Annotated in this window: 20 protein-coding genes; 6 read left to right on the top strand and 14 right to left on the bottom strand. The window is 60.8% G+C overall.

Annotated elements, in window-relative coordinates; genetic code table 11:
* Nucleotides 1-106 precede the first annotated feature (106 nt).
* Entirely contained in the window at nt 107-1,729 is a 1,623-nt protein-coding gene (locus MU846_RS07845) for a BCCT family transporter (RefSeq protein WP_246951390.1), read from the top strand.
* Nucleotides 1,730-2,035: 306 nt separating this feature from the next.
* Nucleotides 2,036-3,481: a sodium:proton antiporter NhaD gene (nhaD, locus tag MU846_RS07840; RefSeq protein ID WP_246951388.1), complete on the top strand. Its 1,446-nt coding sequence runs from the start codon at nt 2,036-2,038 to the stop codon at nt 3,479-3,481.
* Nucleotides 3,482-3,558: 77 nt separating this feature from the next.
* Here nhaD and MU846_RS07835 read toward each other — a convergent pair whose 3' ends face one another.
* The 3 genes from MU846_RS07835 to egtB are packed head-to-tail and all read right to left on the bottom strand — an operon-like array spanning nt 3,559 to nt 6,194.
* Nucleotides 3,559-3,855 (bottom strand): sll1863 family stress response protein, encoded by a 297-nt coding sequence (locus tag MU846_RS07835; RefSeq protein WP_246951386.1) that lies wholly within the window; start codon nt 3,853-3,855, stop codon nt 3,559-3,561.
* 32 nt (nt 3,856-3,887) lie between these two features.
* Nucleotides 3,888-4,877: an L-histidine N(alpha)-methyltransferase gene (egtD, locus tag MU846_RS07830; protein WP_246951384.1), complete on the bottom strand. Its 990-nt coding sequence runs from the start codon at nt 4,875-4,877 to the stop codon at nt 3,888-3,890.
* A gap of 12 nt (nt 4,878-4,889) precedes the next feature.
* On the bottom strand, nt 4,890-6,194 hold the full coding sequence (gene egtB, locus MU846_RS07825; protein WP_246951382.1) for an ergothioneine biosynthesis protein EgtB: 1,305 nt from the start codon (nt 6,192-6,194) through the stop codon (nt 4,890-4,892).
* Nucleotides 6,195-6,549: 355 nt separating this feature from the next.
* Here egtB and MU846_RS07820 point away from each other — a divergent pair, with 355 nt between their 5' ends.
* Entirely contained in the window at nt 6,550-6,843 is a 294-nt protein-coding gene (locus MU846_RS07820) for a hypothetical protein (RefSeq protein WP_246951379.1), read from the top strand.
* A gap of 5 nt (nt 6,844-6,848) precedes the next feature.
* On the opposite strand, the gene MU846_RS07815 is transcribed toward MU846_RS07820, so the two are convergent.
* On the bottom strand, nt 6,849-7,850 hold the full coding sequence (locus MU846_RS07815; RefSeq protein WP_246951377.1) for an LLM class flavin-dependent oxidoreductase: 1,002 nt from the start codon (nt 7,848-7,850) through the stop codon (nt 6,849-6,851).
* Nucleotides 7,851-8,018: 168 nt separating this feature from the next.
* Here MU846_RS07815 and MU846_RS07810 point away from each other — a divergent pair, with 168 nt between their 5' ends.
* Nucleotides 8,019-9,803, top strand: a complete 1,785-nt coding sequence (locus MU846_RS07810; RefSeq protein WP_246951642.1) for an ABCB family ABC transporter ATP-binding protein/permease — start codon at nt 8,019-8,021, stop codon at nt 9,801-9,803.
* A gap of 87 nt (nt 9,804-9,890) precedes the next feature.
* Here the strand turns inward: MU846_RS07810 and pyrC are convergent, their stop codons facing one another.
* The 3 genes from pyrC to MU846_RS07795 all read right to left on the bottom strand — a co-directional run bounded on the left by pyrC (nt 9,891) and on the right by MU846_RS07795 (nt 13,429).
* Entirely contained in the window at nt 9,891-10,928 is a 1,038-nt protein-coding gene (gene pyrC, locus MU846_RS07805; protein ID WP_246951375.1) for a dihydroorotase, read from the bottom strand.
* A 57-nt stretch (nt 10,929-10,985) separates the two neighbouring features.
* Nucleotides 10,986-12,827: a GlyGly-CTERM sorting domain-containing protein gene (locus MU846_RS07800; RefSeq protein WP_246951373.1), complete on the bottom strand. Its 1,842-nt coding sequence runs from the start codon at nt 12,825-12,827 to the stop codon at nt 10,986-10,988.
* 203 nt (nt 12,828-13,030) lie between these two features.
* Nucleotides 13,031-13,429 carry a thioredoxin family protein gene (locus tag MU846_RS07795; protein WP_306799307.1) on the bottom strand — a complete coding sequence of 133 codons (399 nt, stop codon included), beginning with the start codon at nt 13,427-13,429 and terminating at the stop codon, nt 13,031-13,033.
* Nucleotides 13,430-13,456: 27 nt separating this feature from the next.
* On the opposite strand from MU846_RS07795, the gene sbcB reads away from it, so the two are divergent.
* Nucleotides 13,457-14,911: an exodeoxyribonuclease I gene (gene sbcB, locus MU846_RS07790; RefSeq protein WP_246951371.1), complete on the top strand. Its 1,455-nt coding sequence runs from the start codon at nt 13,457-13,459 to the stop codon at nt 14,909-14,911.
* A gap of 216 nt (nt 14,912-15,127) precedes the next feature.
* On the opposite strand, the gene MU846_RS07785 is transcribed toward sbcB, so the two are convergent.
* Nucleotides 15,128-15,679 carry a TetR/AcrR family transcriptional regulator gene (locus MU846_RS07785; protein ID WP_246951369.1) on the bottom strand — a complete coding sequence of 184 codons (552 nt, stop codon included), beginning with the start codon at nt 15,677-15,679 and terminating at the stop codon, nt 15,128-15,130.
* A 106-nt stretch (nt 15,680-15,785) separates the two neighbouring features.
* Between MU846_RS07785 and MU846_RS07780 the strand changes: the two genes are divergently transcribed.
* Nucleotides 15,786-16,700 (top strand): alpha/beta hydrolase, encoded by a 915-nt coding sequence (locus MU846_RS07780; RefSeq protein ID WP_246951367.1) that lies wholly within the window; start codon nt 15,786-15,788, stop codon nt 16,698-16,700.
* Nucleotides 16,701-16,924: 224 nt separating this feature from the next.
* Here MU846_RS07780 and MU846_RS07775 read toward each other — a convergent pair whose 3' ends face one another.
* The 6 genes from MU846_RS07775 to metG form a co-directional block, all read right to left on the bottom strand.
* Complete coding sequence (locus tag MU846_RS07775; protein ID WP_246951364.1) at nt 16,925-17,500, bottom strand: hypothetical protein; 576 nt, start codon at nt 17,498-17,500, stop codon at nt 16,925-16,927.
* Between the two features lie 447 nt (nt 17,501-17,947).
* Nucleotides 17,948-18,490, bottom strand: coding sequence for a type 1 glutamine amidotransferase domain-containing protein (locus MU846_RS07770; RefSeq protein WP_246951361.1), 543 nt, complete (start codon nt 18,488-18,490; stop codon nt 17,948-17,950).
* Between the two features lie 226 nt (nt 18,491-18,716).
* Nucleotides 18,717-20,285: an alkyl hydroperoxide reductase subunit F gene (ahpF, locus tag MU846_RS07765; protein WP_246951360.1), complete on the bottom strand. Its 1,569-nt coding sequence runs from the start codon at nt 20,283-20,285 to the stop codon at nt 18,717-18,719.
* A 95-nt stretch (nt 20,286-20,380) separates the two neighbouring features.
* On the bottom strand, nt 20,381-20,944 hold the full coding sequence (gene ahpC / locus MU846_RS07760; RefSeq protein WP_246951358.1) for an alkyl hydroperoxide reductase subunit C: 564 nt from the start codon (nt 20,942-20,944) through the stop codon (nt 20,381-20,383).
* Between the two features lie 237 nt (nt 20,945-21,181).
* Nucleotides 21,182-22,243, bottom strand: a complete 1,062-nt coding sequence (locus MU846_RS07755) for a patatin-like phospholipase family protein (protein ID WP_246951355.1) — start codon at nt 22,241-22,243, stop codon at nt 21,182-21,184.
* Nucleotides 22,244-22,246: 3 nt separating this feature from the next.
* On the bottom strand, nt 22,247-24,280 hold the full coding sequence (gene metG / locus MU846_RS07750) for a methionine--tRNA ligase (protein ID WP_246951353.1): 2,034 nt from the start codon (nt 24,278-24,280) through the stop codon (nt 22,247-22,249).
* Between the last annotated feature and the right edge of the window lie 43 nt (nt 24,281-24,323).

Raw genomic sequence — 24,323 nt, 5'->3', positions numbered from 1 at the left:
GCCCGCAAGGGCGCTGGCGCGGCCGCTTCGAAATGCCTGGCAGGGTACTTGCCGGCGCACGTGGGAACGGATGCGGCGGCCATTGAACGGAGGATTGCGCCGCCACATGTCTGCTTCTCAACGGGTTTACGTCATTTCCGCCGCGATCATCATTGCGCTGGTGATCGCCGGGGCCGCCTGGCCGGATCATTTTGCCGATGTCGCCGGCATCCTTCATCATCGCATCAGCCAGTTTTTCGGATGGTTTTACCTGCTCGCTGTCTTTGCGTTTATCGTCTTTCTGCTTTTTCTGGCGTTTGGCCGTTATGGCAAAACACGCCTCGGGCCGCAGGACGGCACACCGGATTATGATTTTTTTTCCTGGCTGAGCATGTTGCTTTCCGCCGGGTTCGGCGTCGGCCTGGTGTTTTACGGTATGGCCGAGCCGATGCTGCATTATCTCAAGCCGCCGCATGGCCTGGCTGAGCCTGGAACACCGGAGGCCGCAGAGCTGGCGCTGCAATACAGCTTCTTTCATTGGGGCGTGAACCAGTGGGCGGCGTTTTCACTGGTCGGCCTGATCATTGCGTTCTTCCAGTTTCGCAAGGGGCGGCCAGGGCTGGTCTCGAACATGGTCGAGCCGATGATGACGAAGGTAAAGCGGCCGCAGCCATTGCTTGACGGACTCAACGTGCTGGCCGTAGTCGCGACGGTGATGGGGATCGCTACCTCCCTCGGACTGGGTGTATTGCAGATGAACGGCGGGCTGGCTACCGTTTTTGGCTGGAGTGATTCCTTCGGCAGCAAACTGATAATTCTTGCGGCGATGTTTATCGTCTATACGGCGTCGTCCAGTTCGGGCCTGGATCGCGGCATTCGCTGGCTTAGCAACCTTAATATCGGTTTCGCTATCCTGATGATGCTCTACCTGCTGATGACGGGCCCCACGCTGTATATTCTCGACGGATTCATCAATGGAATGGGTGCGTATATCGGCAACTTCGTGCAGATGAGCCTTACCATCCCGCCCGATGACGAGTCCGGCTGGATGAATGACTTCACGTTATTCTACTGGGCCTGGGTGATTGCCTGGTCGCCTTATGTGGGCACATTCATCGCACGGATCTCGCGTGGCCGCACTATTCAGGAGTTCGTCTTCGGCGTGCTGATTGTGCCGCCGTTGTTTGCTTGCGTCTGGATTGCGGTATTCGGGGGTTACGCCCTGCATCTGGAAACCACCGGCCTGGCCCAGCTTGCCAATACCGTCGCAGAAGATGTGCCAAGCGGGTTGTTCGCAATGTTCGATGTGCTGCCAGGCTCTTTGCTCCTGTCAGGGTTATCACTGTTGCTGATCTTCGTGTTTCTCGTCACTTCGGTGGATTCTGCCACCTATATAGTGGCGCAGATGACAGATGACGGCTCGCTGAACCCGCCATTGCACAAGCGGCTGACCTGGGGGGTACTCATTTCAGCAATTTGCATTACGCTGATTGCTGCCAGCGGGTTGCAAGGGCTGCAATCAGCGTCTCTGCTGGTCGCACTACCGTTCACCTTTGTCTTGTTCCTGATCATGCTGGTGTTGCTGCGTGAGTTGGCGGAGGATCGTCGGCAGCTGTTGCTGGATCTTTACCACCGCAACGATTCCACTCCGGTCGGGGCGGATATCTTCGAGGCCGATGAGATCAGCGAGCTGAACGTCGAAGAGCGTATTCGCCGTCGTATGAAAGTGACCAACCCACGCCTGAAGTAAGCGCGGGCGCTGCCGAAGGCTGCGCCCGGTGTGGCCGCCGGAGCCGGCTCGGCGTGAGGGGCTGCGGGCCGTACGGGTGCGCCGAGGCAGCAACTGCCCGCTACATGGACGCGGGGCCGGCCTGCGGTCGATGGGTCACGGTAAAAGGCCTTTACCATGGCTGATGCTGCCGTGTTGGTGTTATCATCGCGCCGCTTCTAACGTGGCTCGACCGTTCCCGGCCTGTCAGCGAGGCTCTTTCTCCTGGCCGGCGACGCCTCAAACGGCCGGGCTGTTCCTCCGCGTGGTTTGCCGAGCGAGATCGTCATGTACCGCAAGTTGTGGTTGGTTGTCTGCTCCATCTTTTCTGTTGCATTACTCTCCTTACTTAGTACTCCCGCGCTGGCTGTTGAAGGCCAGATTGATCTGACTCAGACCTGGGTCGGTTATGTAACGATCGTGCTCTTTGTACTCGCTTATGCACTGGTGATGTGTGAAGAGAAGCTGGGTTTGCGAAAGTCCAAGCCGGTGCTTGTTGCCGCCGGCATCATCTGGGTTCTGATTGGCGCGGTTTATGTCAGCCACGACATGTCAGAGCTATCCGAGCAGGCGTTCCGTCACACACTGCTTGAATTTGCCGAACTGATGCTCTTTCTGCTGGTGGCGATGACTTACATCAATGCGTTGGAAGAGCGCCGGGTATTCGATGCGCTGCGGGCGTGGATGGTTCGCAAGCGTTTCAGTTATCGTAGTTTATTCTGGCTTACAGGTGTGCTCGCATTCTTTATCTCGCCGATAGCAGATAACCTGACAACCGCCATGCTTATGTGCGCAGTGGTATTGAAGGTTGCGGAGGGTGACAGCCGCTTCATCAACCTGTGTTGCATCAACGTGGTAGTGGCAGCCAACGCCGGCGGGGCTTTTAGCCCATTTGGGGATATCACTACGCTGATGGTATGGCAGGCGGGCGTCGTGGAGTTTTATGAATTCTTCAATCTGTTCCTTCCGTCGGTGGTCAACTTCCTGGTGCCAGCACTGGTGATGAGCCTGTTTGTGCCGAACCGTACGCCGGAAAGCATCGACGAAGTGGTGGAGCTCAAGCGCGGGGCGTTCCGTATCCTGGCGTTGTTCCTGTTGACAGTAGCAACCGCTGTGGCGTGTCATTCGCTGCTCGGGTTGCCGCCAGTGCTGGGCATGATGACCGGTTTGGGCTACTTGCAATTCTTTGGCTACTTTCTGCGCAAGACATTGCCGCGCTCGCTGGCGCGCAAGCGTGCCCTGGCCGAGCAGAAAGGGGATGAGAAAGCACTTCGCCGGCTGGGCAGCGTCGTGCCTTTTGATGTGTTCAGTCGGGTGGCGCGCGCCGAATGGGACACACTACTGTTCTTCTATGGCGTGGTGATGTGTGTCGGCGGCCTGGGCTTCATGGGCTACCTGGGGCTGGTATCCGAAGTGCTGTTCACGCAGTGGGATGTGACCTACGCCAACGTAGCGCTCGGTGTGATGTCCGCAGTGGTGGATAATATTCCTGTCATGTTCGCGGTGCTGACCATGATGCCGGAAATGTCGCATGGTCAATGGTTGTTGATCACACTGACCGCAGGGGTTGGTGGCAGCTTGCTGTCTATCGGCTCGGCAGCGGGCGTGGCCTTGATGGGGCAGGCGCGTGGTCATTATACCTTCATGGGGCATTTGCGCTGGGCGCCGGTGATCATGCTTGGCTATATTGCCAGCGTGCTGGCACACCTCTGGCTGAACCAGGGCCTCCTCTGACCTGGGCAGGGGCATGCGCGTGCCGGACGGCAGGCCGGGTCTTTGACGTGACCCTGCTTGCCGGCGGCTGCCGCGAATCAGTTACCGGGAAACAGTCGCTCGGTCAGTTCGCGCAGTTCGACATTTATTTTCTGCCAGCCCTGATCCAGCCGGGCACGGGTGGCATCCCAGCTGCCGCTGGCCTGATCGCGGGCATCGCGGACGCGCTGCTCCATATCGGCCAGCACCTGTTCAAGCTCCGGTTTGCGGCGCTCCCATTTCTGCTGGGCCTCGGCGCCTGCTTGCCGCGCCAGTAATTCCAGCCGGGTCAGCTCGGTATTCCATTGCTCCAGTTTTTCCCGGATGCGTTCGATGTATTCCTTGCGTTCCGTCATGGGTGTGCCCTCCGCGGTACGATGATCGGATGTCAGTGACACAGCGGCGCCAGCGCGAAGACCGCAAACAGCCCGTCGCTATCCTGCCAGCAGCCGCTGATGCGCAGCCCGGCGTCCCGCGCCAGGCGCTCGAAACCTCCGTGTGTGTATTTGCAGGAGTACTCCGTCAGTATGCGCTCGCCCCGGCGCAAGCGCACGATCTCTCCGGCGCAGCGCACTCGCTGCACGTATCGGCTTTGCAGGTACATTTCGATACGGCGATAGCCGCGATGATAACCAGCGAGATGGCGAAACCCGGCTGGATCGAAGTCGGCTTCCAGCAGTTGATTCAGATGTGACAGCACGTTCAGGTTGAACGCTGCGGTCACGCCCGCTGCGTCGTTGTAAGCGGCATCAAGCTGGCGATGATCCTTGTGCAGATCGACACCCAGCAGCAGCCGGCCGTTGGCGCCGACCAGCCGCGCCGCATGATGCAGAAAGGCACGGGCTTCAGGGCGGGTGAAATTGCCGAGGGTGGAGCCGGGATAAAACAGGCAGCGTGGCGCCGCCGGCAGACCGTCGGGCAGCGAGGGCAGGTGTGTGAAATCGGCCCGCAACGCGGTGATGCCCAGCCAGGGATATTCGTCGGCCAGCCGTGCCGCTGCCTGACACAGAAAATCACCGCTGATATCTACCGGCACATAGGCAACAGGCTGTAGCGCCTCCAGGAGCAGCCGCACTTTTTCACAGTTGCCGGCGCCGGGTTCCAGCAGTACCCGCCCGGTGCCCAGCACCTGGGCAATATCGTGCGCATGGTTCTGTAAAATAGCGTGCTCGGTGCGTGTGGGGTAATACTCCGGCTGCTGTGTGATCTGCTCGAACAGTTGCGAGCCGCGTTCATCGTAAAAATATTTGGGATTGATGCGCCGGGGCTTGCCTTGCAGGCCGGCCAGCAGCTCGGTAGTGCTGTCTTGTATTACCGGGCCGCTGTCGATGTAGTGGAAGGCGGGCTGAAGGTGCTGTGGCGCGGGCGTGGCTGCCATCCGAGATCTCCGTCAGTGTGGCGCGGCGCTGCGCGCAAGGCGCAGGCCGCTGTATTGCCAGCGGTCAGCCGGGTAGAAAAAGTTGCGGTAGCTGGGGCGTAGCTGGCGCCGGTCGGAAACGCAGCTGCCGCCGCGCAGCACCAGTTGGTTGCACATGAACTTGCCGTTGTACTCGCCCAGCGCGCCAGCGGGCGGGCGATAGCCGGGGTAGGGTGCATAACTGCTCGCCGTCCATTCCCATACGCTGCCGAACCATTGCGACGCGCGCACTGGCTGCGGGTGGTAGTGGCCGCTATCGATGAACTGGGCGTGCTCGCTGTTGTGCGGGAGCTGGCTTACTGCGGTTTCCCATTCCTGCTCGGTGGGAAGCCGGGCGCTGGCCCAGCGGGCAAAGGCGTCTGCTTCGTAACCGCTGATATGGCACACCGGGCGTGCCGGGTCGATCGGCTGCATGCCGTACAAGGTAAAGCTCTGCCAACCTGTGTGCGGGCTGTGCTCCCAATACAGCGGTGCCTGCCACTGCTGCGCCTGGCAGGCTGCCCAGCCATCGGCAAGCCACAGCTCGGGGTTGTGATAGCCACCATCGGCCATAAAGGCGAGCCATTCGCCATTGCTGATCGGGCGCGCCGCAATCTCGAACGGTTCAAGGAATGTGCGATGCCGGGGCAGCTCATTATCGAAGGCAAAATCGAACGCAGAGGTCTGTACTGCCTCGGCGCCGATCTGATACACACCGCCCGGCAGCGCCTGCCACGCCAAGGGCGGCGCGGCGGTCTCGGCCAGCCAGGTGTGGTGTAGCGGCAGATAAGCCGGCCGCAGCGGATTGCAGGACAAGCTGTACTGGATATCGGTAAAAAACAATTCCTGATGCTGCATTTCATGATGCGCGCCGATCAGCAGGCGGCGACGAATCTCGGTGTGTTGCGGATGCGGTGTGGTGAGCAGCCGGGCCATGGCCCGATCCACCGTGACGCGCCAGGCGTGAACTTCGTCCAGGGTCGGGCGCGACAACAGCCCTCGCCGCGCCCGGCTGAAAGGCTGGCCGACACTGTTGTAATAGGAGTTGAACAAAGAGCGGAAAGCGGTATTGAAGGGCGCATAACCGGGCAGAAACGGTTGCAGCAGAAACGTCTCGAAAAACCAGGTGGTGTGTGCCAGATGCCATTTCGGCGGGCTGGTTTCCGGCATCGCCTGCAAACCGTAATCTTCCAGTGCCAGCGGCGCGCAATAATCCAGCGAGCGGGCGCGCACATCGCGGTATAGCGCCAGCAGCGGCGGCGCGGCCATCCCGGCCGACGTGTCATGCGGGTGCTGCATAGGTGCTTTTCTCCGTGCCGCTCCGTGGTGCTGCCATCGCAAGTCGCCCATGCCATCGCGAGGCGGCATGGCTCGGTTCCGCTCCGCCCTGGCGCTGTCCCTCCTGGCACTGCGGGCTCCGCCTGCCTGATGCGCCGTGTTGCTCACGGTGCACAGCGCTCGGCGGCCTGCTTACGGTCACTATGCCCACGGCTTATGCCAGGGAGCAACGCAGCTGCGCGCATCGACTCGGTGTTTTACCTGCTTTTACCTGACGGCGGCTGTGCCAGAGGCACCTTGTGCGATGCTGGGATCAAGGCGTTGTTGCAAGCCTGAGTTGCGAGGCTGGTTTGCGAGCTGGAAGGAGGAACGGACAATGACGGTTGTGCTGTTGCTGGTAACGCTGGTCGGGCTTGTTGCGGTGATTTATGCCCACCTGCGTTTGCCATACCATAGCGCCTCGGCGGCACAGCGGCGCATGACACGGGTGATATTGATCGGTGTGGGGCTGCTGTTCGGGGCCGTGATGAGCTATATGTTCAGCCGTGGCAGCACCGTCGCAGACCAGACAGCGCTGCCCGGCTGGCTGGTGTTCGCCAGCGCGTTCGGGCTCACCCATATTCCGGCAGCGGGCATTCTGTTCCTGAAGCGGCAACAGCGGCGGGCCTGATCCGCTCAGGCTGCCTCTCGCAATGCCGCAACGATGTCGCAAGCTCGTTGGCGGTGCGCCAGCTCGTACATGTCGCAGGTAAAGATCAGCTCATCGGCGCCGGTTTGCTCGACGATCATTTCCAGCCGCTGACGTACCCGCTCCGGGCCGCCCACCACTGCCAGGCCGTACATATTGCCCACCGCTTCCTGCTCATGCGGCAGCCATCGTGACGCCATGCTCGGCACTGGCGGCACCAGTTTCAGGCTGTGCCCGCGCAGTAGCGCCAGCGCACGCTGATAGGCGGTGGTGGCCAGAAACTCCGCTTCTTCGTCAGTGGGCGCAGCATACAGTGGCACGCCAACCATGGCGTACGGTTTGTCGAGCACGTCCGAGGGTTGAAAATTATCGCGATACACGCGCAGCGCCTGGTGCAGCAGGCGTGGCGCAAAGTGAGAGGCAAAGGAATAGGGCAGGCCGCGCTGTGCCGCAAGCTGGGCACTGAACAGGCTGGAGCCCAGCAGCCAGATCGGTACTTGCGTGTTGGCGCCGGGCACCGCAACCAGCCGCTGCCCCGGCTGAACCGGCCCCAGCAAGCGTTGCAACTCGCCCACCTCTTCCGGGAAATCCTCGCCATCCAGCGGGCTGCGGCGCAGCGCCCGCAGCGTGGTGCGATCTGCGCCGGGGGCGCGGCCGAGGCCGAGATCTATCCGGCCGGGGTACAGCGTGGCCAGCGTGCCGAACTGCTCGGCCACCACCAGCGGCGCGTGGTTGGGCAACATCACGCCACCAGAGCCGACCCTGATGCGCGAGGTGCCGCCGGCGATATAGCCGGCCAGCACGGCAGTGGCGGAGCTGGCGACGCCGTCCATATTGTGGTGCTCCGCCAGCCAGTAGCGATGAAAGCCCAATGCCTCCACATGACGCGCCAGCGCCAGCGAATCGGCCAGTGCTTCGGCTTCGCTGCCGGTGTCGCGGACAGGGATCAGATCGAGCATCGAGAAGGCGGTGTCTTGCAGGCGGGTCATGCAGGCTCCCGGAAAACGTGGGTGGTATGAACACGGAGATGCGGGCGGCAGAGGCGCGGTTCAAGGGGCATCCGGGTATCATGGCCTGTTGCATCCGGCCGTGATCCGCTGTCCAGAAGAATACAAGAGTCAGAAGAATAGAGAGTCAGGAGAATACTGTTGCGTCATATGCAGGATACCGACATCCAGGGCCGCCCGGACTGGCGCATCATTCGCCAGTTGTGGCCCTACCTGATGGAGTTTCGTGGCCGTGTGCTGTTGTCGCTGCTGTTGTTGATTGCAGCGAAGCTGGCCACGGTGGCGATGCCGGTGGCGCTGAAATATATCGTCGATGCGCTGGAGGCCGACGAGCCGGGCACTGGCTGGCTCGCGGCCCCGGTGTTGCTGGTGCTGGCTTATGGGCTACTCCGGTTGGTGTCGACGGTTTTCAGCGAGCTGCGCGATGCGGTGTTTGCCCGTGTTGCCGAGCGCGCCATGCGGCGGGTGTCGCTGGAGGTATTCGAGCATCTGCATCGGCTGGAAATGAGTTTTCACTTGTCGCGGCGCACGGGCGGGCTGGCGCGGGATATCGAGCGTGGCACCAGCGGCATCAGTTTTTTGCTGCGTTTCACGTTGTTCAATATTGTGCCCACGCTGCTGGAAATCGTGCTGGTGGCGGGCATCCTGTTTGCGGTGTTTTCGCCGGGGTATGTCAGCGTGGTGCTGGGCGCGGTGGCGATCTATGTGCTGTTTTCCGTGCGCGTCACGGAGTGGCGTACGCGCTTTGTGCGCGAATCCAACGCCATGGACAGTCGCTCGAATACACGCGCGGTGGATAGCCTGCTGAATTTTGAAACCGTGAAATATTTTGGCAACGAGGCGTTTGAAGCTCGCCGCTATGATGTGGATCTGGCGGCCTGGGAGCAGGCGCGGATGAAAAACCGCTTATCGCTGGCGGCGCTCAATTCGGGTCAGGCGTTCATCATTGCCGTCACCATGACGGTGATGATGTGGATGGCAGTGCGGCAGGTGGCAAGTGGTGAGATCACGCTGGGCGATCTCACCATGATCAATGCCTACATGATCCAGTTGTTCATTCCGCTTAACGCGCTGGGTTTTATTTATCGTGAAATTCGCCAGTCGCTGGTGAATGTGGAGCAGATGTTTTCATTGCTCAAGCAGGCGCCGCGTGTGGTCGATCAACCGAATGCGCCAGTGCTGCCTGATACCGGGGAGGGCATTCGTTTTCATGACGTGAGCTTTGGCTATCACCCGCAGCGGCGTATCTTGCACCAGGTGAGTTTCGTGGTGCCGACGGGCCAGAAGGTGGCGGTGGTGGGCAGCAGCGGCGCGGGTAAATCTACTCTGGGGCGGTTGCTGTTCCGCTTTTTCGATGTGGATGCCGGCGTCATTTCCGTCAATGGTGCCGATATCCGCACGGTCACACAGCGCAGCTTGCGTGCGGCAATTGGCGTGGTGCCGCAGGATACGGTGCTGTTCAACGATACCATCTACAACAATATCGCCTACGGGCGCCCGGAGGCGACAGAAGCGGAAGTGCATGAGGCGATCCGGCTTGCGCATCTGGCGCAGTTTATCGAGGCGTTACCGGACGGCTTGCAGACCAAAGTGGGCGAGCGGGGCTTGAAGGTGTCGGGCGGTGAAAAGCAGCGCATTGCGCTGGCGCGGGTGCTGGTGAAGAACCCGCCGATCCTGTTGCTGGACGAAGCAACCGCGTCGCTGGATTCGGTATCCGAGCAGGCGGTGCTGGGCGCGCTCAATGAAGTGGCCTGCCAGCGCACCACGCTGGTGATCGCACACCGGTTATCAACGGTGCGCGACGCGGATCAGATTCTGGTGCTGGATCACGGCCGCATCGTCGAGCAGGGCACGCACGAACAGCTGCTGGCCGCGCAGGGCGTTTACGCTCGCTTGTGGTATCAGCAGGCGCGGGGCAACGACAGTGCTGAATAAAGCGGCTGTTGCCCGCGCCATCTGACGGCGCGGCGGCGGTGATGCTGCTTTGCAGCATCAGATTGCTGGGGCCGTGGCTGGCGATAGTCAGTCGAGCAGTCTCCAGGGCAGGGTGCGGCCGGCTTGCCAGAGCACAACCGGCTGGCCGTCCATTTCCTGTGCGTCGGGCACCTGCCAGTTTTCACGCACCAGCGTCACGGTATCGGTGTTGCGGGGCAGGCGGTAAAAATCCGCACCAAAGTGGCTGGCGAAGGCTTCCAGCCGATCCAGTGCGCCGTGCTCGTCAAAGAAGGTGGCATACAGCTCCAGCGCGGCCGGTGCCGAGTAGCAGCCGGCGCAGCCGCAGGCGGCCTCTTTGCGATGCCGTGCATGGGGCGCCGAATCGGTGCCGAGAAAAAAGCGCGGGTGGCCGCTGAGCACGGCCTGCTGGATCACCTGCTGATGATCGCGGCGCTTGAGCACGGGCAGGCAGTAATTGTGAGTGTGCACGCCGCCGACCAGCAGATCGTTGCGGTTGAGCATCAGATGCTGCGGCGTCACGCTGGCCGCGGTCAGCTCGCCGGCATCGCGCACGAACTGCACGCCTTCAAGCGTGGTGACATGCTCGAACACGATACGCAGTGCCGGAAACTGGCGGCGGATATCGTTCAGGTAACGGTCGATAAACACTTTTTCGCGGTCGAACACGTCGATATCGTCGGCGGTTACTTCTGCGTGCAACAGCAGCGGCAGATCGTGTTTTTCCAACGCTTCGTACAGGGCGGTAATGGCGGCAGGATCACGCACGCCGCTGTCGGAATTGGTGGTGGCGCCGGCAGGATAGAGCTTGGCGCCGTAGACGATGCCGCTCTCTGCGGCGGTGGCGATATCGGCGGCGGTGGTGTTGTCCGTCAGGTACAGCACCATCAACGGCTCGAACTCGATGCCTGCGGGCACGGCGGCAAGGATGCGCTCGCGGTACGCTGCTGCGTCGGCCGCGTTGAACACCGGCGGCGTCAGGTTCGGCATCACGATAGCGCGCCGGAACACGCGCGCCGTGGCCGGCACTGTGCCGGCCAGCATGGCGCCATCGCGAAAGTGCAGGTGCCAGTCATCGGGGCGAGTGAGGGTCAACGTATCGGCCATGGGATTCTCGGGTCGGGTTTTCGGGACTGCCAAGGATACATGGCCGCGCGGCGCGGATTAAGGGCAGCGCCGCCAGAACAGCACGCCAAGCCCGAGCAGGCTCAGACACCCGATGCTGCCGCCGGAGCCGGAGCGGCCGGCAACGGGTGCCGATGACGGCGCAATAAACGGTGCTGCATACCAGGCCACGCCTTCGTAGTCGGCGCCCAGCCGGGTGCCTTCGCCGGGGTCGGTGGTAAACAGATGGCGCTGAGTGCGTGGGTCGTGGAAGCGATACACTGGCGCCAGGCCCGGCCAGTCTCTGGCGAACGCGCCAAAGGCACGGCCTTCGCTGCGCCAGTGCGGGTCTGCCTCAAGCCGTGCCTGTTCGGCCGCGTCGAGAGTATAGAAGTGATCGCCGCTGTCAGAGACATAACGGCGCACATCACTGACCCCCGGCCGCGCCATCTCGTTGGCATAAGGCACCTGCGCCAGCGTGTAGCCCTGATGAGTGACCAGCGCGTTGGCGACGATGCTGCTGCTGGTCAGCACATCGGCGCGGCCCTCGGCGCGCAGCCGGAACACCACCGGCAAATCATCGTCGAGATCGTAGCTGGCCAGTGTTTGCGCGGCGTAACTGACCGTGTGCGGCGAATGCGGCGCAAGCCTGTGCGTGATCGGAAAGTGCTGCGGCAGTGCCGGGCGGGTGTAGGAGGTGGACGCTGCCGGGGTTCGGCCCGGCCCGCCGGGGTTATAGATATCGCTGTAGCCGGCAACCGCAGCGGTGGGTATCTCTACGGCCTGCAGCAAGCGCACGGCTGCTTCATCACCCTCCAGCACGATATCGAAATAGTTATCGTGATCTTCGACATAGTAAGCGCGATCCGGGGTGCCAGTGGTCGGCGCACCTGCTTCTGCCAGGCCAACGATGGTGACCTGACCCACGCCCAGATCGTACACATGCCCTTGCTTGTCGAGAATCACAGGCTGGCCATCGCTATCGTGGCCATGCAGCCGGAAAAAAGTCTCGAAATCCGTCGGTAGAAAGCCGCTGACGCCATCCGGTGAGAAGCCGCCTGAGGTGAATAACCGCAGCCGATATTGCGCGGCTTCGCCATAAAGCGAATAGGCATCGTTGGGAAAGGCACCCATGAGCGCCGGTGGCGGGAAATCACCAGCCGGTGAGAAACGGCTCAACAACGCGCCGATCAGTGCAGGCCCGGCAACGTAAGGATTACTGCTGGGCGCGGACAGGCCAACTATGGAAACAGGGCCGTCCGGACCGACAGCCATCAACGGCGAGCTGCCAGCGACGAAAGTGACGGTTTGCGGATAAACAGCGCCTTCGCTACCTGGCGGCAGACGATTGCCGAATTCGCCGAACACCACGATCACATGGCGTTCGTTGTGGTCGTAGTTGGGATTCAGCGCGGCTGCCACCGGCGTTACCACATCGCCAGTGTTCAGGGTGATAGCGATATTTTCTGGCGAGACGGAGCTGGGCAGCAGAGGCCAGCTCACTTCGATCGGCATGGCATCGGCCAACTGTGGTGTGGCGCCAAAGCCTGCCACGGCGGCACCAAGCGGGCTGGCGGCGCTGGTCAGGTTGCGCAGCGGTGGCGTCGGCTCCAGCGCGGCCCAATCGAGATTGACCCCGGCGCCGGCGGCCACCGCCAGGGACAGATCATCAGCAGACAGCAGACCGGGCACGCCGATAATACCTTCGAAGCCAAAATTGGCGGCCAGAATCTCCGGTTGCTCCGTCCACAGATCGGCGTTGATCAGCACATCCCGGCGCAACTGAATATAGGCGGCTGTCCGGGTCGCCGGATCAGGCGAAGTGGCGGCGTAAAGCGGCGGTGCCAGCAGCACTGGGACGGACAGGCCGACAGCCAGCGCCAGACGTGTATGACGGTTCATGGTTTCTCCCGTTTATGCGTGATGCATTGTGCTGGCGGGTCTGCTGCACTCCGGGGATATTGATGCCACCGGGTAACGGGGATGGAAATACCATGAATGGGGTATGCGTGGTGCCCGCCTGCCCGTGTGCAGGCCGGCGCTGCGGCGCGACCGGGATCGATACCGATGGTCAGCGTAAAGGTGAAACTTTGCTGCTCGGGTGGCTACTGAACCTGCGCCAGCGCTTCACTGAGCGGCCCTGTGGCGGTGGGGCGTACCACGCGAGCGACTTCCCGGCCGTCACGCAAAAAGATCAGCGTGGGCCACAGTTTTACCCGATAAGAGCGCCCCAGCGGGCGGCCCGGCCCGTCCGCCACCCGGATATGACGCACGGCGGCCTCGCCGGCCAGCACTTCGCTGATCAGCGGGCTGGCAGCGAGGCAGTGGCCACACCAGGAGGCACCAAACTCCAGTACAGTAATGCCGGGCAGGGCATCAATGTCGGCGCGCTGGTGGTTCTCGGGCTGGTAATCAGGTAGCTGGCTCATGGCGTTCTCCCAAGTGTCCGCTACACCATAGCGCAGGTGTTCAGGCCGGGCCACGCCCGGTATCCTGCTATCCATATCAATGCTCTTCTGGGGGGCCGGGATTTGGCACAAGCAACATTTTTCTGGCACGACTATGAAACCTGGGGTGCCAATCCGATGGTGGATCGGCCTTCGCAATTCGCCGGTATCCGTACCGATGCCGAGCTGAACGTGATCGGCGAGCCGCTGATGTGGTACAGCCGCCCGACGCCGGATTATCTGCCGCACCCGGAGGCGTGCCTGGTCACCGGGCTGACGCCGCAGCAGGTGCTGGAAGAAGGCCTGCCGGAAGCAGAATTCATTGCCCGCATTCACCAGGAGATGGCGCAGCCCGGCACGTGCACGGTGGGCTACAACAGCATTCGCTTTGACGACGAAGTGACGCGCCACACCTTGTACCGTAATTTTTTCGATCCCTACGCACGCGAATGGCAAAACGGCAATTCCCGCTGGGATCTGATTGATGTGGCGCGCCTGTGCTGCGCTTTGCGGCCGCAGGGTATCGAATGGCCATTGCGAGAAGATGGCACCCACAGTTTTCGGCTGGAGCAACTGACCCAGGCCAACGGGCTGGCCCATGAGGCGGCGCACGATGCGCTATCGGACGTTTACGCCACTATCGCGCTGGCGCGTCTGATTCGTGAAAAGCAGCCCAGGCTGTTCGATTACGCGCTGTCGCTGCGCTTCAAGCATGAGGTGGCGGGCCTGCTCAATGTGGTGTCGCAGGAGCCGGTGCTGCACGTCTCCGGGCGAATTCCTGCGGCGCGATTCTGCACGGCACTGGTGATGCCGCTGATGGCGCACCCCGGCAATCGCAACAGCATTATCGTTTACGATCTGTCGGCTGATCCGGCGGCGCTGATCAACGCCTCCGTGGAGGAGGTGCGCCGGCGGGTATTCAGCCGCAGCGCTGAGCTGGGCGAGGGTGAGGAACGTATCCCCTTGAAGGAAATCCACATCAATCGCGCGCCGGTGGTGGCCACCGTGAAGCTGGCCGATGAAGCAGTGCAGCAGCGGCTGGGGCTGGATATGGCGGCCTGCCGGCGACATTGGCAGGTGCTGCGGGAGGCGCGTGAGCAGCTGCCGGCGAGGCTGACAGAGATTTATCGCGGGCGTGAATTCACCGAGCACACTGATCCCGACACGATGCTCTATGGCGGTGGCTTTTTCAGTGACGCAGATCGCCAGCTGATGCAGCAGCTGCGTGAAACACCTCCCCAGGAGTTGGGGCAGCGCAGTTTTCCGTTCGAGGATCGGCGGCTACCGGAGATGCTCTGGCGTTACCGGGCGCGTAATTATCCGCACACGCTGTCCGCGCAGGAACTGGCGGACTGGCGGGCGTTCTGCCTGGCGCGGCTGAATGACGATGAGCCGGCGCGCTTGTCGCTGCCGGCCTTCCGTGAACGGCTGGCCGCGCTGGCCACTGAAAAAGCCGATGACGACAAGGCGCGTTTTATTCTGGCCTCGCTCGGCGAGTATGCAGATGATCTGGAGGTGGCTTTGCGTCACGGTGGCTGATACGCGAGGTGACGCAATTCCTTTTTTAGCGCGGTAATCTGAGCATCGCTGTGCATGAGAACAGCACTCAGACTAACCGGGGTTAGCCCTCGTCCGGCAGCTTTCGCAGATCAAGCAAACACGATCTGAATTGCGATACGAGGCCCTTTTTCGAAGTCTGGAGGAAGGGCGATGTAGGGCGGCGATGTAGAGCAGCGATGTAGAGTGCGTATGGGGTCAGGCCGGATCCGCCGCTGAGTTTTGCGAAAACCACGCTAGAATGTCGTCGCGCTGCGTTTCGGTGTGCGGGTGCGCCAGAAGCCCTTCCACCAGAAAAATCGCCACCGTAGCCAGCATTCTGGCCCGCTCTCCACGGATGCCTTTCGCTTTCAGGGTGTGGGCCACTGCAGATTCCAGAAGGCTGTGAAATCGGTCGTGCCAATCACGAATTGCCGCAGACTCGCCCAATTTCCCGTGTACTGTATTCACCAGTGGGCGGCTTTTTTCCAGTTCTCGTAGCGTCCAATCGATCTGGTCTCGAAGGGACAATTCCATCATTGCCGGGAGTTTTTCCAGGCTGTCCGAGAGCAGGCGGTTAAGGACGCCAACCAGAAGTTCGTCTTTGCTGGCGTAGTACCAGTAGAGAGTGTTGGCAGTAACGCCCAGTTCCTTTGCAATGCTGCCCATGGACGTGGCGTCGTACCCACGGGCCATGAACAAGCGGGCCGCCGCCTGTTCCAGCTCCTTTCTCTTCACGTCCAGATCAATGTCGCGCTTGTTTTTCGCCATGCTGCCTGCTCCTGAAGTCACTCAGGTCAATCTTGAATGGCATACAAGAGTGATAGCATTGGTTCTTGAATGCCGTGCAAGAACATTTTACCTCGGGAGCTGCTTCATGGAAAAACTCAGACATGGCCCTGACGATCTTACGTGCCGTAGCGAGCGGGTGGGGTTCTATTCTGACGGTGTCTGGTGTGCGGCCACTCTGCATCAACCCGCAGACGATAGCGGGGAAGCCAAGCCGGCCATTCTCATGGTGCATGGGTGGGGTGGTATCCAGAACGCGCTGACTGTGCCGTTCTACGAGGAATTCACGCGGGCCGGGTACCTGGTTATGACTTTTGACTACCGCGGCTGGGGTGATAGTGCCGGGTTGCCGCGGCAGGCTATTTCGGTACGACAACGGATGCGAGACGCTGATGCAGCGTTGGCGTTCCTCAAGGCTCATCCTGCTGTTGATCCCGCCAGGATCGTAGTCTGGGGCTCTTCGCTCGGTGGCGGCCATGCGGTTGAGCTGGCGGCGGACCACCCGGAGCTGGCTGGAGTGATTGCACAGGTCCCGATGCTGGATGGCACGGCGGCGGTGCGGGCTGTGCCTCTGCGACGGTTGTTACGGTTCGCATTTTATAGCCTGGTGGATTTGATCAAGCCCGGTCATCCGGTCTATATACCCGTTGTCAGCGAGCCTGGCGCTTTTTCGTCGATGGACAGGGACAGCGCTCAGATGGCGTTGCAGCTGGCCGAGCGCAGCCTCGGACGCAAGTACGATAACCGTGTCGCGGCCCGCTCACTCATGACGATGGGGCCATATCGCCCATTCCGGCGCCTGAAAGACATTCGGGTCCCCACCTTACTGCTAGGCGCCACCAATGATACTGTCGCCCCCTTTGTCGAGGCCGCTATTCGCAAAGTGAACAATCACCACGTCCTTGTGCAGACAGTTGAGGCCAATCATTTCGAACCATACTTCGAACCTTTTTTCAGCGAGGTAATTAGCAAGGAGTTGGCATTTTTAGAGAGCTTGCGTTAGAGGGACTCGCTGTAGCAGGGCTTAGATGTGTGACACTTTCGTAAGAGCACAAGCTGGTCCTGCTTGGCACCTGTGGTAAGGCCTGGGTCTGCCCAGCTCTCAGCTTGTCGTTCGTCTATGCGCTGGCGGGCTTGCCTGTTGCCGGCGAGGTGCCGGCAACAGGAGCCTGTCACAACCGCGAGCGGTGTTTTTTCTTGTTTGCCCGGTTGTGTCGCCCTGCCGATTCAATTGAGCAGGGCGGCGGTATCGGCAGTCGTTTCGTGTGCAGATTCATTGGCGGCGGGTGCGAGGATGTCGTCAGGTGTAGCCGCGCTATCCTCGGGCGTCAGGGTGTCGTCGGTGGGCGCGTAGGCATCAAAGGGCGCAGTGGTCGGGGGCGCTGCTGTTTCGCGTTCCGCCATCGCGCTCGCCAAGGCGGCTTCCCGTTGCGCCAGCTCGCGAATGCCGGTCGGGTCGTAGGTGTAGTAAAACGCAGTTTCCTTCTTGTTGATAGTGCCTGCATCAATGGCCGCCGCAGGTGCGGCCCAGACAATGGATACCGGCCAGAACAGCAGGTTCAGAAAGCCATAAGCCCACTGGGAACCTTCGTTGGTGCCAGCCCCGAGATAGAAGTTTCCGAAGCCGGGCAGCAGGTTCAGGCCAGCCGCTACGCCGGGGTGTTTCACCTGCACTTCTGTTTCGGAAATGCCGACAGCGCGTAATTCACGCAGGCGGATTTCATCGGAACGATGCAGGGTGGTGCAGCCGGAAAGCCAGGCAACGGCGACGGCTGTTAATACAACCAGATTGAAATGGCGCATATCTTCCCCAAAAGTTTAACTTCCAGAAGTTCTGGTTTTAAAAAGTTTGCTTTTCAAAAGGTTTAATTTAAAAAAGAACCGAAGCGGTTCGGTGGTGCTTTGTATTGAATCGTTGTCAGTACGGCATGGCGGTGCCGGCCAGCTATTGCGCCCTGCAGGGAGCGGGCCTGTTGCTGTGGTGCTCGGGCTGTTGAGGCGAGCTGGTGCTTTGCCCGACGATGCCCGTTGTCTTGCTGCCACTTTTTTTATTCTTCTTTTAACTGGTTTTCTGTTTTTATCTTGCCGCCTCGAAACGCTTCGCCTCGTTGATGTTCTTCATGCGGCGCCGGCCCTGCCGGCAGCCACACCAGGCGCGGCAGAGCGGGGAAGTTAGCGGCGTGTCAGCAGTGTGTCAAGGCGTGAAGGGGTTAAGCCGCTGACTAACAATTGATTGATATTGAAGTGATATTATCCAGCCAGGGCCTCGATCAACGCCTGATTGAAAGCCGGCAAATCGTCCGGCTTGCGGCTACTGATAAGGTTGCCGTCGCGAACTACAGCCTCGTCGCGCCAGTGTGCGCCGGCGTTCTCCAGATCATCTTTCAGCGAGGGGAAGCTGGTCATCTGCTTGCCGGCCACTACACCGGCCGAGATCAGCAGCCAGGGGCCGTGGCAGATCACGGCAATCGGTTTGCCGGCGCCGACGGCTGCCTGGATGAACGTTCTGGCGGCATCATCCATGCGGATGGCGTCGGCATTGATGACGCCGCCGGGCAGCACCACGGCGTCGTATTCATCCACTTGTATCTTGTCGAAGGTGTTGTCCACCGAAAATGTGTCGCCGCGGTCGGTATGGTGCCAGCCGGTGACGGTGCCGGGCTGGTCGGCAATGATGTCGGCGCGGGCGCCAGCTTTTTCCAGCGCCTCTTTCGGGCTGGTCAGTTCGATTTGTTCAAAGCCGTTCATGACCAGCATGGCGACGCGTTTGCCGTTGAGTGAGGGGGTGGCCATATCTGTCCTCCTGTGTCGCGAGATGAGAGCGCCGTGAGGGTGCCGCGATACTGGTCGCGATAGTTGTCGCGAGAGCGTCGCGAAAAAAAGCAGCGCTTTGAATGCCTGTAACAAATGTGACAGAAGGGGCGGCGCAAGTTCCGCTACGGCGGCAGGAGTGTGATACAGCATAAAAAAACCACCCCGGTCAGAGACGCGGGGTGGTTGTCCGGTTTCGCTTTGTAGATCAGGCGGCAGCGTCCACCGAGCTGCGGATCAGGTGGTCAAAGGCGCTCAACGCTGCCTTGGCACCTTCGCCGAGGGCGATGACAATCTGCTTGTAGGGCACCGTGGTCACGTCGCCAGCTGCAAAAATGCCGGGAATCGAGGTTTCGCCGCGGGCATCGGTGACAATTTCGCCGAAGCGAGACAGCTCCACCGTGCCTTTCAGCCAGTCGGTGTTGGGCACCAGGCCGATCTGCACGAACACACCCGCCAGCTCCACACGGTGTTCTTCACCACTGTTGCGGTCCTTGTACACCAGCCCGTTGACACGGCTGCCGTCGCCAGTGATCTCGGTGGTCTGAGCGCTGACCAGCACATCCACGTTCGACAGGCTGTGCAACTTCTTCTGCAATACCTGATCGGCGCGCAGCTGGCTGTCAAATTCCAGCAGCGTGACATGCTCGACGATGCCGGCCAGATCAATGGCTGCCTCGACACCGGAGTTTCCTCCGCCGATGACCGCCACGCGCTTGCCCTTGAACAACGGGCCATCACAGTGCGGGCAGTAGGCCACGCCGCGGCCACGATATTCCTGCTCGCCGGGCACGTTGACTTCGCGCCAGCGCGCGCCGGTGGCCAGCACCAGCGTTTTCGACTTGAGGCTTGCACCGGAGGCAAATTTCACCTCGTGCAGCGCGCCGTTTTCGCCGGGGATCAGTTGCTCGGCCCGTTGCAGGTTCATGATGTCTACATCGTAATCGCGGACGTGTTCTTCCAATGCCGTGGCCAGTTTCGGGCCTTCGGTGGCTTTCACCGAGATGAAGTTCTCGATGGCCATGGTATCCAGTACCTGGCCGCCAAAGCGTTCAGCAGCGACACCGGTGCGGATGCCTTTACGCGCTGCGTAGATGGCGCTGGCGGCACCGGCAGGGCCGCCGCCGATAACGAGTACGTCAAACGCTTCTTTTTCGCTCATCTTTTCCGCATCGCGGGTCGCGGCGCCGGTGTCCAGTTTGGCGACGATTTCTTCTATGCCCATGCGGCCCTGGCCGAACGGCTCGCCATTGAGAAACACGCTCGGTACAGACATCACCTGACGTTCTTCGACTTCCGCCTGGAACAGCGCGCCGTCGATCGCCACGTGTTTGATATTCGGGTTCAGTACTGCCATCAGGTTCAGTGCCTGGACCACATCCGGGCAGTTCTGGCAGGACAATGAAAAATAGGTTTCAAACTGAAAGTCACCTTCCAGTGCTTTCACCTGCTCGATCACTTCGTCGCTGGCTTTCGGCGGGTGACCACCCACTTGCAGCAGCGCCAGCACCAGCGAGGTGAATTCGTGGCCCATGGGGATGCCGGCAAAGGTCAGGCTGACATCGCCACCAACGGGATTCAGGCTGAACGACGGCTTGCGCGCGTCGGTGCCATCTTCACGCAGGCTGATCTTGTCAGACATGCTCTGGATTTCGCGCAGCAGCTCCAGCAACTCCCTGGATTTGTCGCCATCATCAAGGGACGCGACAACCTCGAACGGCCGGCTGATGCGTTCCATGTACGTCTGAAGTTGAGTCTTGAGGTTGGCGTCCAACATGCTGGCGTTCTCCGTGAGCAATTGATATTCGGGGTATTCTTTGAAGTGCCCGGGCCAGAGTGGCCCGGGCAGTGTTCACGCTCAGTTCAGCGGGCTTAGATCTTGCCGACCAGGTCCAGGGACGGAGCCAGAGTCGCTTCACCTTCTTTCCACTTGGCCGGGCACACTTCACCCGGGTGGGCCGCTACGTACTGAGCAGCTTTCACTTTGCGCAACAGATCTTGCGCATCACGGCCGATACCTTCGGCAGTGATTTCAACGGCTTGGATAATGCCGTCCGGATCCACGATGAACGTACCGCGGTTGGCCAGGCCCTGATCTTCACGCAGCACTTCAAAGTTGCGGCTGATTTGCAGGGTCGGGTCGCCGAGCATCGGATACTTGATCTTGCCGATGGTCTCGGACGCGTCGTGCCATGCTTTGTGTGTAAAGTGGGTGTCGGTGGATACCGAATAGATTTCCACGCCCAGCTTCTGGAATTCGTCGTAGTAGTCGGCCACGTCGCCCAGTTCGGTGGGGCAGACGAAGGTGAAGTCGGCAGGATAGAAGAAGAATACTGCCCACTTGCCTTTCAGGTCGGCTTCTGTGACTTCGATGAATTCACCGTTTTTGAATGCTTGCGCCTTGAACGGCTTGATCTGAGTATTGATAACTGACATGTCTTGCTCCTTCGAAGAATTGTCATCGTGACGAGGGTAAGAATACGGCCTTGAGGGCTATATGTATAATGGATAGCTGGTATGGGTGCGATTGCTTTTGGCAATGGCACGACGCGCTCTGGAGAGACGGCCGCCAGCAATATCAGATATGAGGGCGAGAACAGGATTTTCAAGCATAAAAAGCGCTCAAGTGGTTGTTATTTAACCATTTGAGCGACAGCTGTTACGCGGGCGTGTTCACCGGCGCAGGGCGGACAAGTCACCCTGTTGCAGCCGCTGGAAATCCTCCACCAGCATCTCCGAGCGTTTGATCGCCTCGCCCCAGTCGCGGATGCGTTGGGCATCGGGCAACCGCGTGAAATCGCGACGATCGGGGATGCGGCCACCCGGTAGTGCCGCGACCCATTCGTCGGTGGGGCAGAGGATCACCACGTTGTCGTAATGCCGTGGATTACCACGGCGCCACTTGAGTGCCTTGTCGAACCAGCCGGGCGTGATGGTGGGATAAAAATGCGGATAGAGCACCAGCCCGTCCTGGCTGAACGGAATGTCGAAGTGATAATCCGTCACGCCGCCATCGTAATACATGCCGGGGCCGGCACCGGGAATATCCGGGATGCCACTGAGCACCAGCGGGATGGCACCGGAGGCAAGAATAGCCTGGCGCACATTGTTTTCGGCCAGCGCCACGCGGCGGGTGGGCAGATCATTGAGCTGATAAAACGGCGGCTGATGGCTGGCGGCATGAAACAGCACGCGCTCGAAGAATCCGCCGAGGGCGCGCCGGTGTATCGCATTGGCCAGTGCCGTCAGGCCCAGCCCGGCAGCCTGCAAGGCGCGAGCGCGGGCAGCGTTGAGCCCCCTGGCCCGCGTGGCAATCAGATTGAGTTTGATATGCGGGTTGGCCAGCACCTGCTGGCACGCGGCAGCGTCGGGCAATACCACATCCAGCAGGGTGTGGGTGTGGCGGGTGATCTCGTCAAAACTCATGCCGGGCCGAAAGCAGATTTGCTGGTAGCCCTCGGCAAAACGCCGTGAGGCGGCGGCCGGATCGGCCTGCGCGAAGCAGGCAAAGCGCCAGGCGCCGGAAGAGGAACCGATCAGATGCAGCGGCGTTTCACGGGGGCCGGCAAAAAATTCACCGAACAGATACTCATCCAGGCGCGCCAGCGCAAGCCACTTGGGGCCGCCGCTGGCTCCGGCCATGACGCGGATATCGTCCGCTTGCAGGCCATCGCGCTCCAGCCGGGCGCGGGCGCCGGGGCCGGCGATGAGCCGTAGCGCGGGAGCGCGCGCCATGTGTCAGCGTACCTCCATGCCCGGCTCAGCGCCGTCGTCCGGGCTGAGCAGGAAAATATCCTCGCCGCCCGGGCCGGCGGCCAGCACCATGCCTTCGGAGACGCCGAACTTCATCTTGCGCGGCGCCAGGTTGGCCACCAGCACGGTCAGGCGGCCTTCCAGTTGCTCGGGGCTGTATTTTGCCTTGATGCCCGCGAATACATTGCGGGTTTCGCCGTTGCCAACATCCAGTGTCAGTTGCAGCAGTTTGTCGGCGCCCTCGACGTGTGCGGCTTTGAGAATACGGGCCACACGCAGCTCCACTTTCAGGAAATCATCAATGCTGATGTGTTCTTCCGCAGCGGTAGCAGGCTCGTTGCCGGCGGCGGCCGGCGCCGGCTCCGCCTTTTCCTTTTCTTCCCTGGAAGCCTCCAGCATGGCATTGATCTGGCTGCTGTCGATGCGGCTCATCATGGCGCTGAAGCGCTCGATCTGATGCTCGCCGAGCAGCTGGTCGGCATCGGCCCAGGTGAGCGGGGGTACGCGCAGGAATGCTTCTGTCTTGGCAGCCAGCGTGGGCAGTACCGGCTTGAGATACAGCGCCAGCAACCGGAAGATATTGACGGCCGAGGAGCACACTTCAAGCACCCGCCGGGCTTGATCGGGCTGTTTCGCCAGTGTCCAGGGCGCTTGTTCCTGGATGTAGTGGTTGGCCTTGTCGGCCAGCGCCATGATGTCGCGCATGGCCTTGCCGAATTCCAGTTGCTCGTAATAACTGGCGATGCGCGGCGCGGCTGCCTGCACTTCACGCACCAGTGCTTCGTTGTCCAGCGTGCTGGAAAGGGTGCCGCCGGCTTTATGCACGAAGTTGGCGGTGCGGCTGGCAATATTGACCACCTTGCCGATCAGGTCGGCGTTCACCCGCTGCACAAAATCTTCCAGATTGAGATCGAAATCCTCTACTCCGTTGCCGAGCTTGGCGGCGAAATAGTAGCGCAGGTATTCCGGCTGCAAGTGCTCAAGGTAGGTGCTGGCCTTGATGAAGGTGCCGCGTGATTTGGACATCTTGGCGCCGTTGACGGTGACGAAACCGTGCACATGCAGCGCCGTGGGCTTGCGGAAACCGGCGCCCTCCAGCATGGCCGGCCAGAACAGGCCGTGAAAGTTGATGATGTCCTTGCCGATGAAATGGTGCAGCTCGGCCGTGCTCTCCGGCCCCCAGAACTCGTCGAAATCCAGACCTTTGCGCTCGCAATAATGCTGGAAGCTCGCCATGTAGCCCACCGGGGCATCCAGCCACACATAGAAGAACTTGCCCGGCCAGCCGGGAATCTCGAAACCGAAGTAGGGCGCTTCGCGGCTGATGTCCCAGGGTTGCAGGCCGGCTTCCACCCACTCGCGCAATTTGTTGGCGACGCTGCCTTGCAGCGCATCGCTGGCCAGCCAGTCACGCAACATGTCCTCGAACTGCGGCAGGTCAAAGAACAGCTGGATGTTGGGTTTTTCCACTGGCGCGGCGCCACTGATAGTGGAATACGGTTCTTTCAATTCGGCGGGTGTATAAGTGGCGCCGCAGGCTTCGCAGTTATCACCGTACTGATCCGCCGCATCACATTTGGGGCAGCGGCCACGCACGAAACGATCCGCCAGGAACATGCCTTTGACGGGATCGTAAAGTTGCACGATCTCTTTTTCGACGATATAGCCGGCATCGCGATTGCGCTGGTAGATCAGCTCCGACAAGGCGCGGTTCTCGGCACTATGTGTGCTGTGGTACTGATCGTACTCGATCAGAAAGCCACCGAAGTCGCGCTCATGCTCGGCCTTGATCTGCTCGATATATTCTTCCGGCGGCAGGCCAAGCTGTTCGGCCTTGAGCATGATGGCGGTGCCGTGGGCATCGTCGGCGCACACATAGATGCATTGTTCGCCACGCATTTTCTGGAAGCGCACCCAGATATCGGTCTGGATGTGTTCGAGCATGTGGCCCAGATGAATGGAGCCGTTGGCATAAGGCAGGGCGCTGGTAACCAGGATTTTGCGAGGCGTGCGATTCATGTACGACATTGTCCATCGGCGGAGACGGGGCGCTCATGATACG

This window comes from Alcanivorax quisquiliarum, from assembly GCF_023051175.1.
Taxonomy (GTDB): domain Bacteria; phylum Pseudomonadota; class Gammaproteobacteria; order Pseudomonadales; family Alcanivoracaceae; genus Isoalcanivorax; species Isoalcanivorax quisquiliarum.
Note: the sequence above shows the minus strand (reverse complement) of the source record. Positions and strands in the feature narration are given on the sequence as shown.

Bases quoted from the DNA above. Each gene is read 5' to 3' on its own strand.
- MU846_RS07815 (WP_246951377.1), bottom strand. From the start codon at position 7,850: ATGACCCGCCTGCAAGACACCGCCTTCTCGATGCTCGATCTGATCCCT.
- MU846_RS07845 (WP_246951390.1), top strand. From the start codon at position 107: ATGTCTGCTTCTCAACGGGTTTACGTCATTTCCGCCGCGATCATCATT.
- MU846_RS07780 (WP_246951367.1), top strand. From the start codon at position 15,786: ATGGAAAAACTCAGACATGGCCCTGACGATCTTACGTGCCGTAGCGAG.
- egtD (WP_246951384.1), bottom strand. From the start codon at position 4,877: ATGGCAGCCACGCCCGCGCCACAGCACCTTCAGCCCGCCTTCCACTAC.
- MU846_RS07770 (WP_246951361.1), bottom strand. From the start codon at position 18,490: ATGGCCACCCCCTCACTCAACGGCAAACGCGTCGCCATGCTGGTCATG.
- ahpC (WP_246951358.1), bottom strand. From the start codon at position 20,944: ATGTCAGTTATCAATACTCAGATCAAGCCGTTCAAGGCGCAAGCATTC.
- nhaD (WP_246951388.1), top strand. From the start codon at position 2,036: ATGTACCGCAAGTTGTGGTTGGTTGTCTGCTCCATCTTTTCTGTTGCA.
- MU846_RS07810 (WP_246951642.1), top strand. From the start codon at position 8,019: ATGCAGGATACCGACATCCAGGGCCGCCCGGACTGGCGCATCATTCGC.
- pyrC (WP_246951375.1), bottom strand. From the start codon at position 10,928: ATGGCCGATACGTTGACCCTCACTCGCCCCGATGACTGGCACCTGCAC.
- metG (WP_246951353.1), bottom strand. From the start codon at position 24,280: ATGAATCGCACGCCTCGCAAAATCCTGGTTACCAGCGCCCTGCCTTAT.
- MU846_RS07795 (WP_306799307.1), bottom strand. From the start codon at position 13,429: ATGGATAGCAGGATACCGGGCGTGGCCCGGCCTGAACACCTGCGCTAT.
- MU846_RS07755 (WP_246951355.1), bottom strand. From the start codon at position 22,243: ATGGCGCGCGCTCCCGCGCTACGGCTCATCGCCGGCCCCGGCGCCCGC.
- ahpF (WP_246951360.1), bottom strand. From the start codon at position 20,285: ATGTTGGACGCCAACCTCAAGACTCAACTTCAGACGTACATGGAACGC.
- MU846_RS07800 (WP_246951373.1), bottom strand. From the start codon at position 12,827: ATGAACCGTCATACACGTCTGGCGCTGGCTGTCGGCCTGTCCGTCCCA.
- MU846_RS07775 (WP_246951364.1), bottom strand. From the start codon at position 17,500: ATGCGCCATTTCAATCTGGTTGTATTAACAGCCGTCGCCGTTGCCTGG.
- MU846_RS07835 (WP_246951386.1), bottom strand. From the start codon at position 3,855: ATGACGGAACGCAAGGAATACATCGAACGCATCCGGGAAAAACTGGAG.
- egtB (WP_246951382.1), bottom strand. From the start codon at position 6,194: ATGCAGCACCCGCATGACACGTCGGCCGGGATGGCCGCGCCGCCGCTG.
- MU846_RS07820 (WP_246951379.1), top strand. From the start codon at position 6,550: ATGACGGTTGTGCTGTTGCTGGTAACGCTGGTCGGGCTTGTTGCGGTG.
- MU846_RS07785 (WP_246951369.1), bottom strand. From the start codon at position 15,679: ATGGCGAAAAACAAGCGCGACATTGATCTGGACGTGAAGAGAAAGGAG.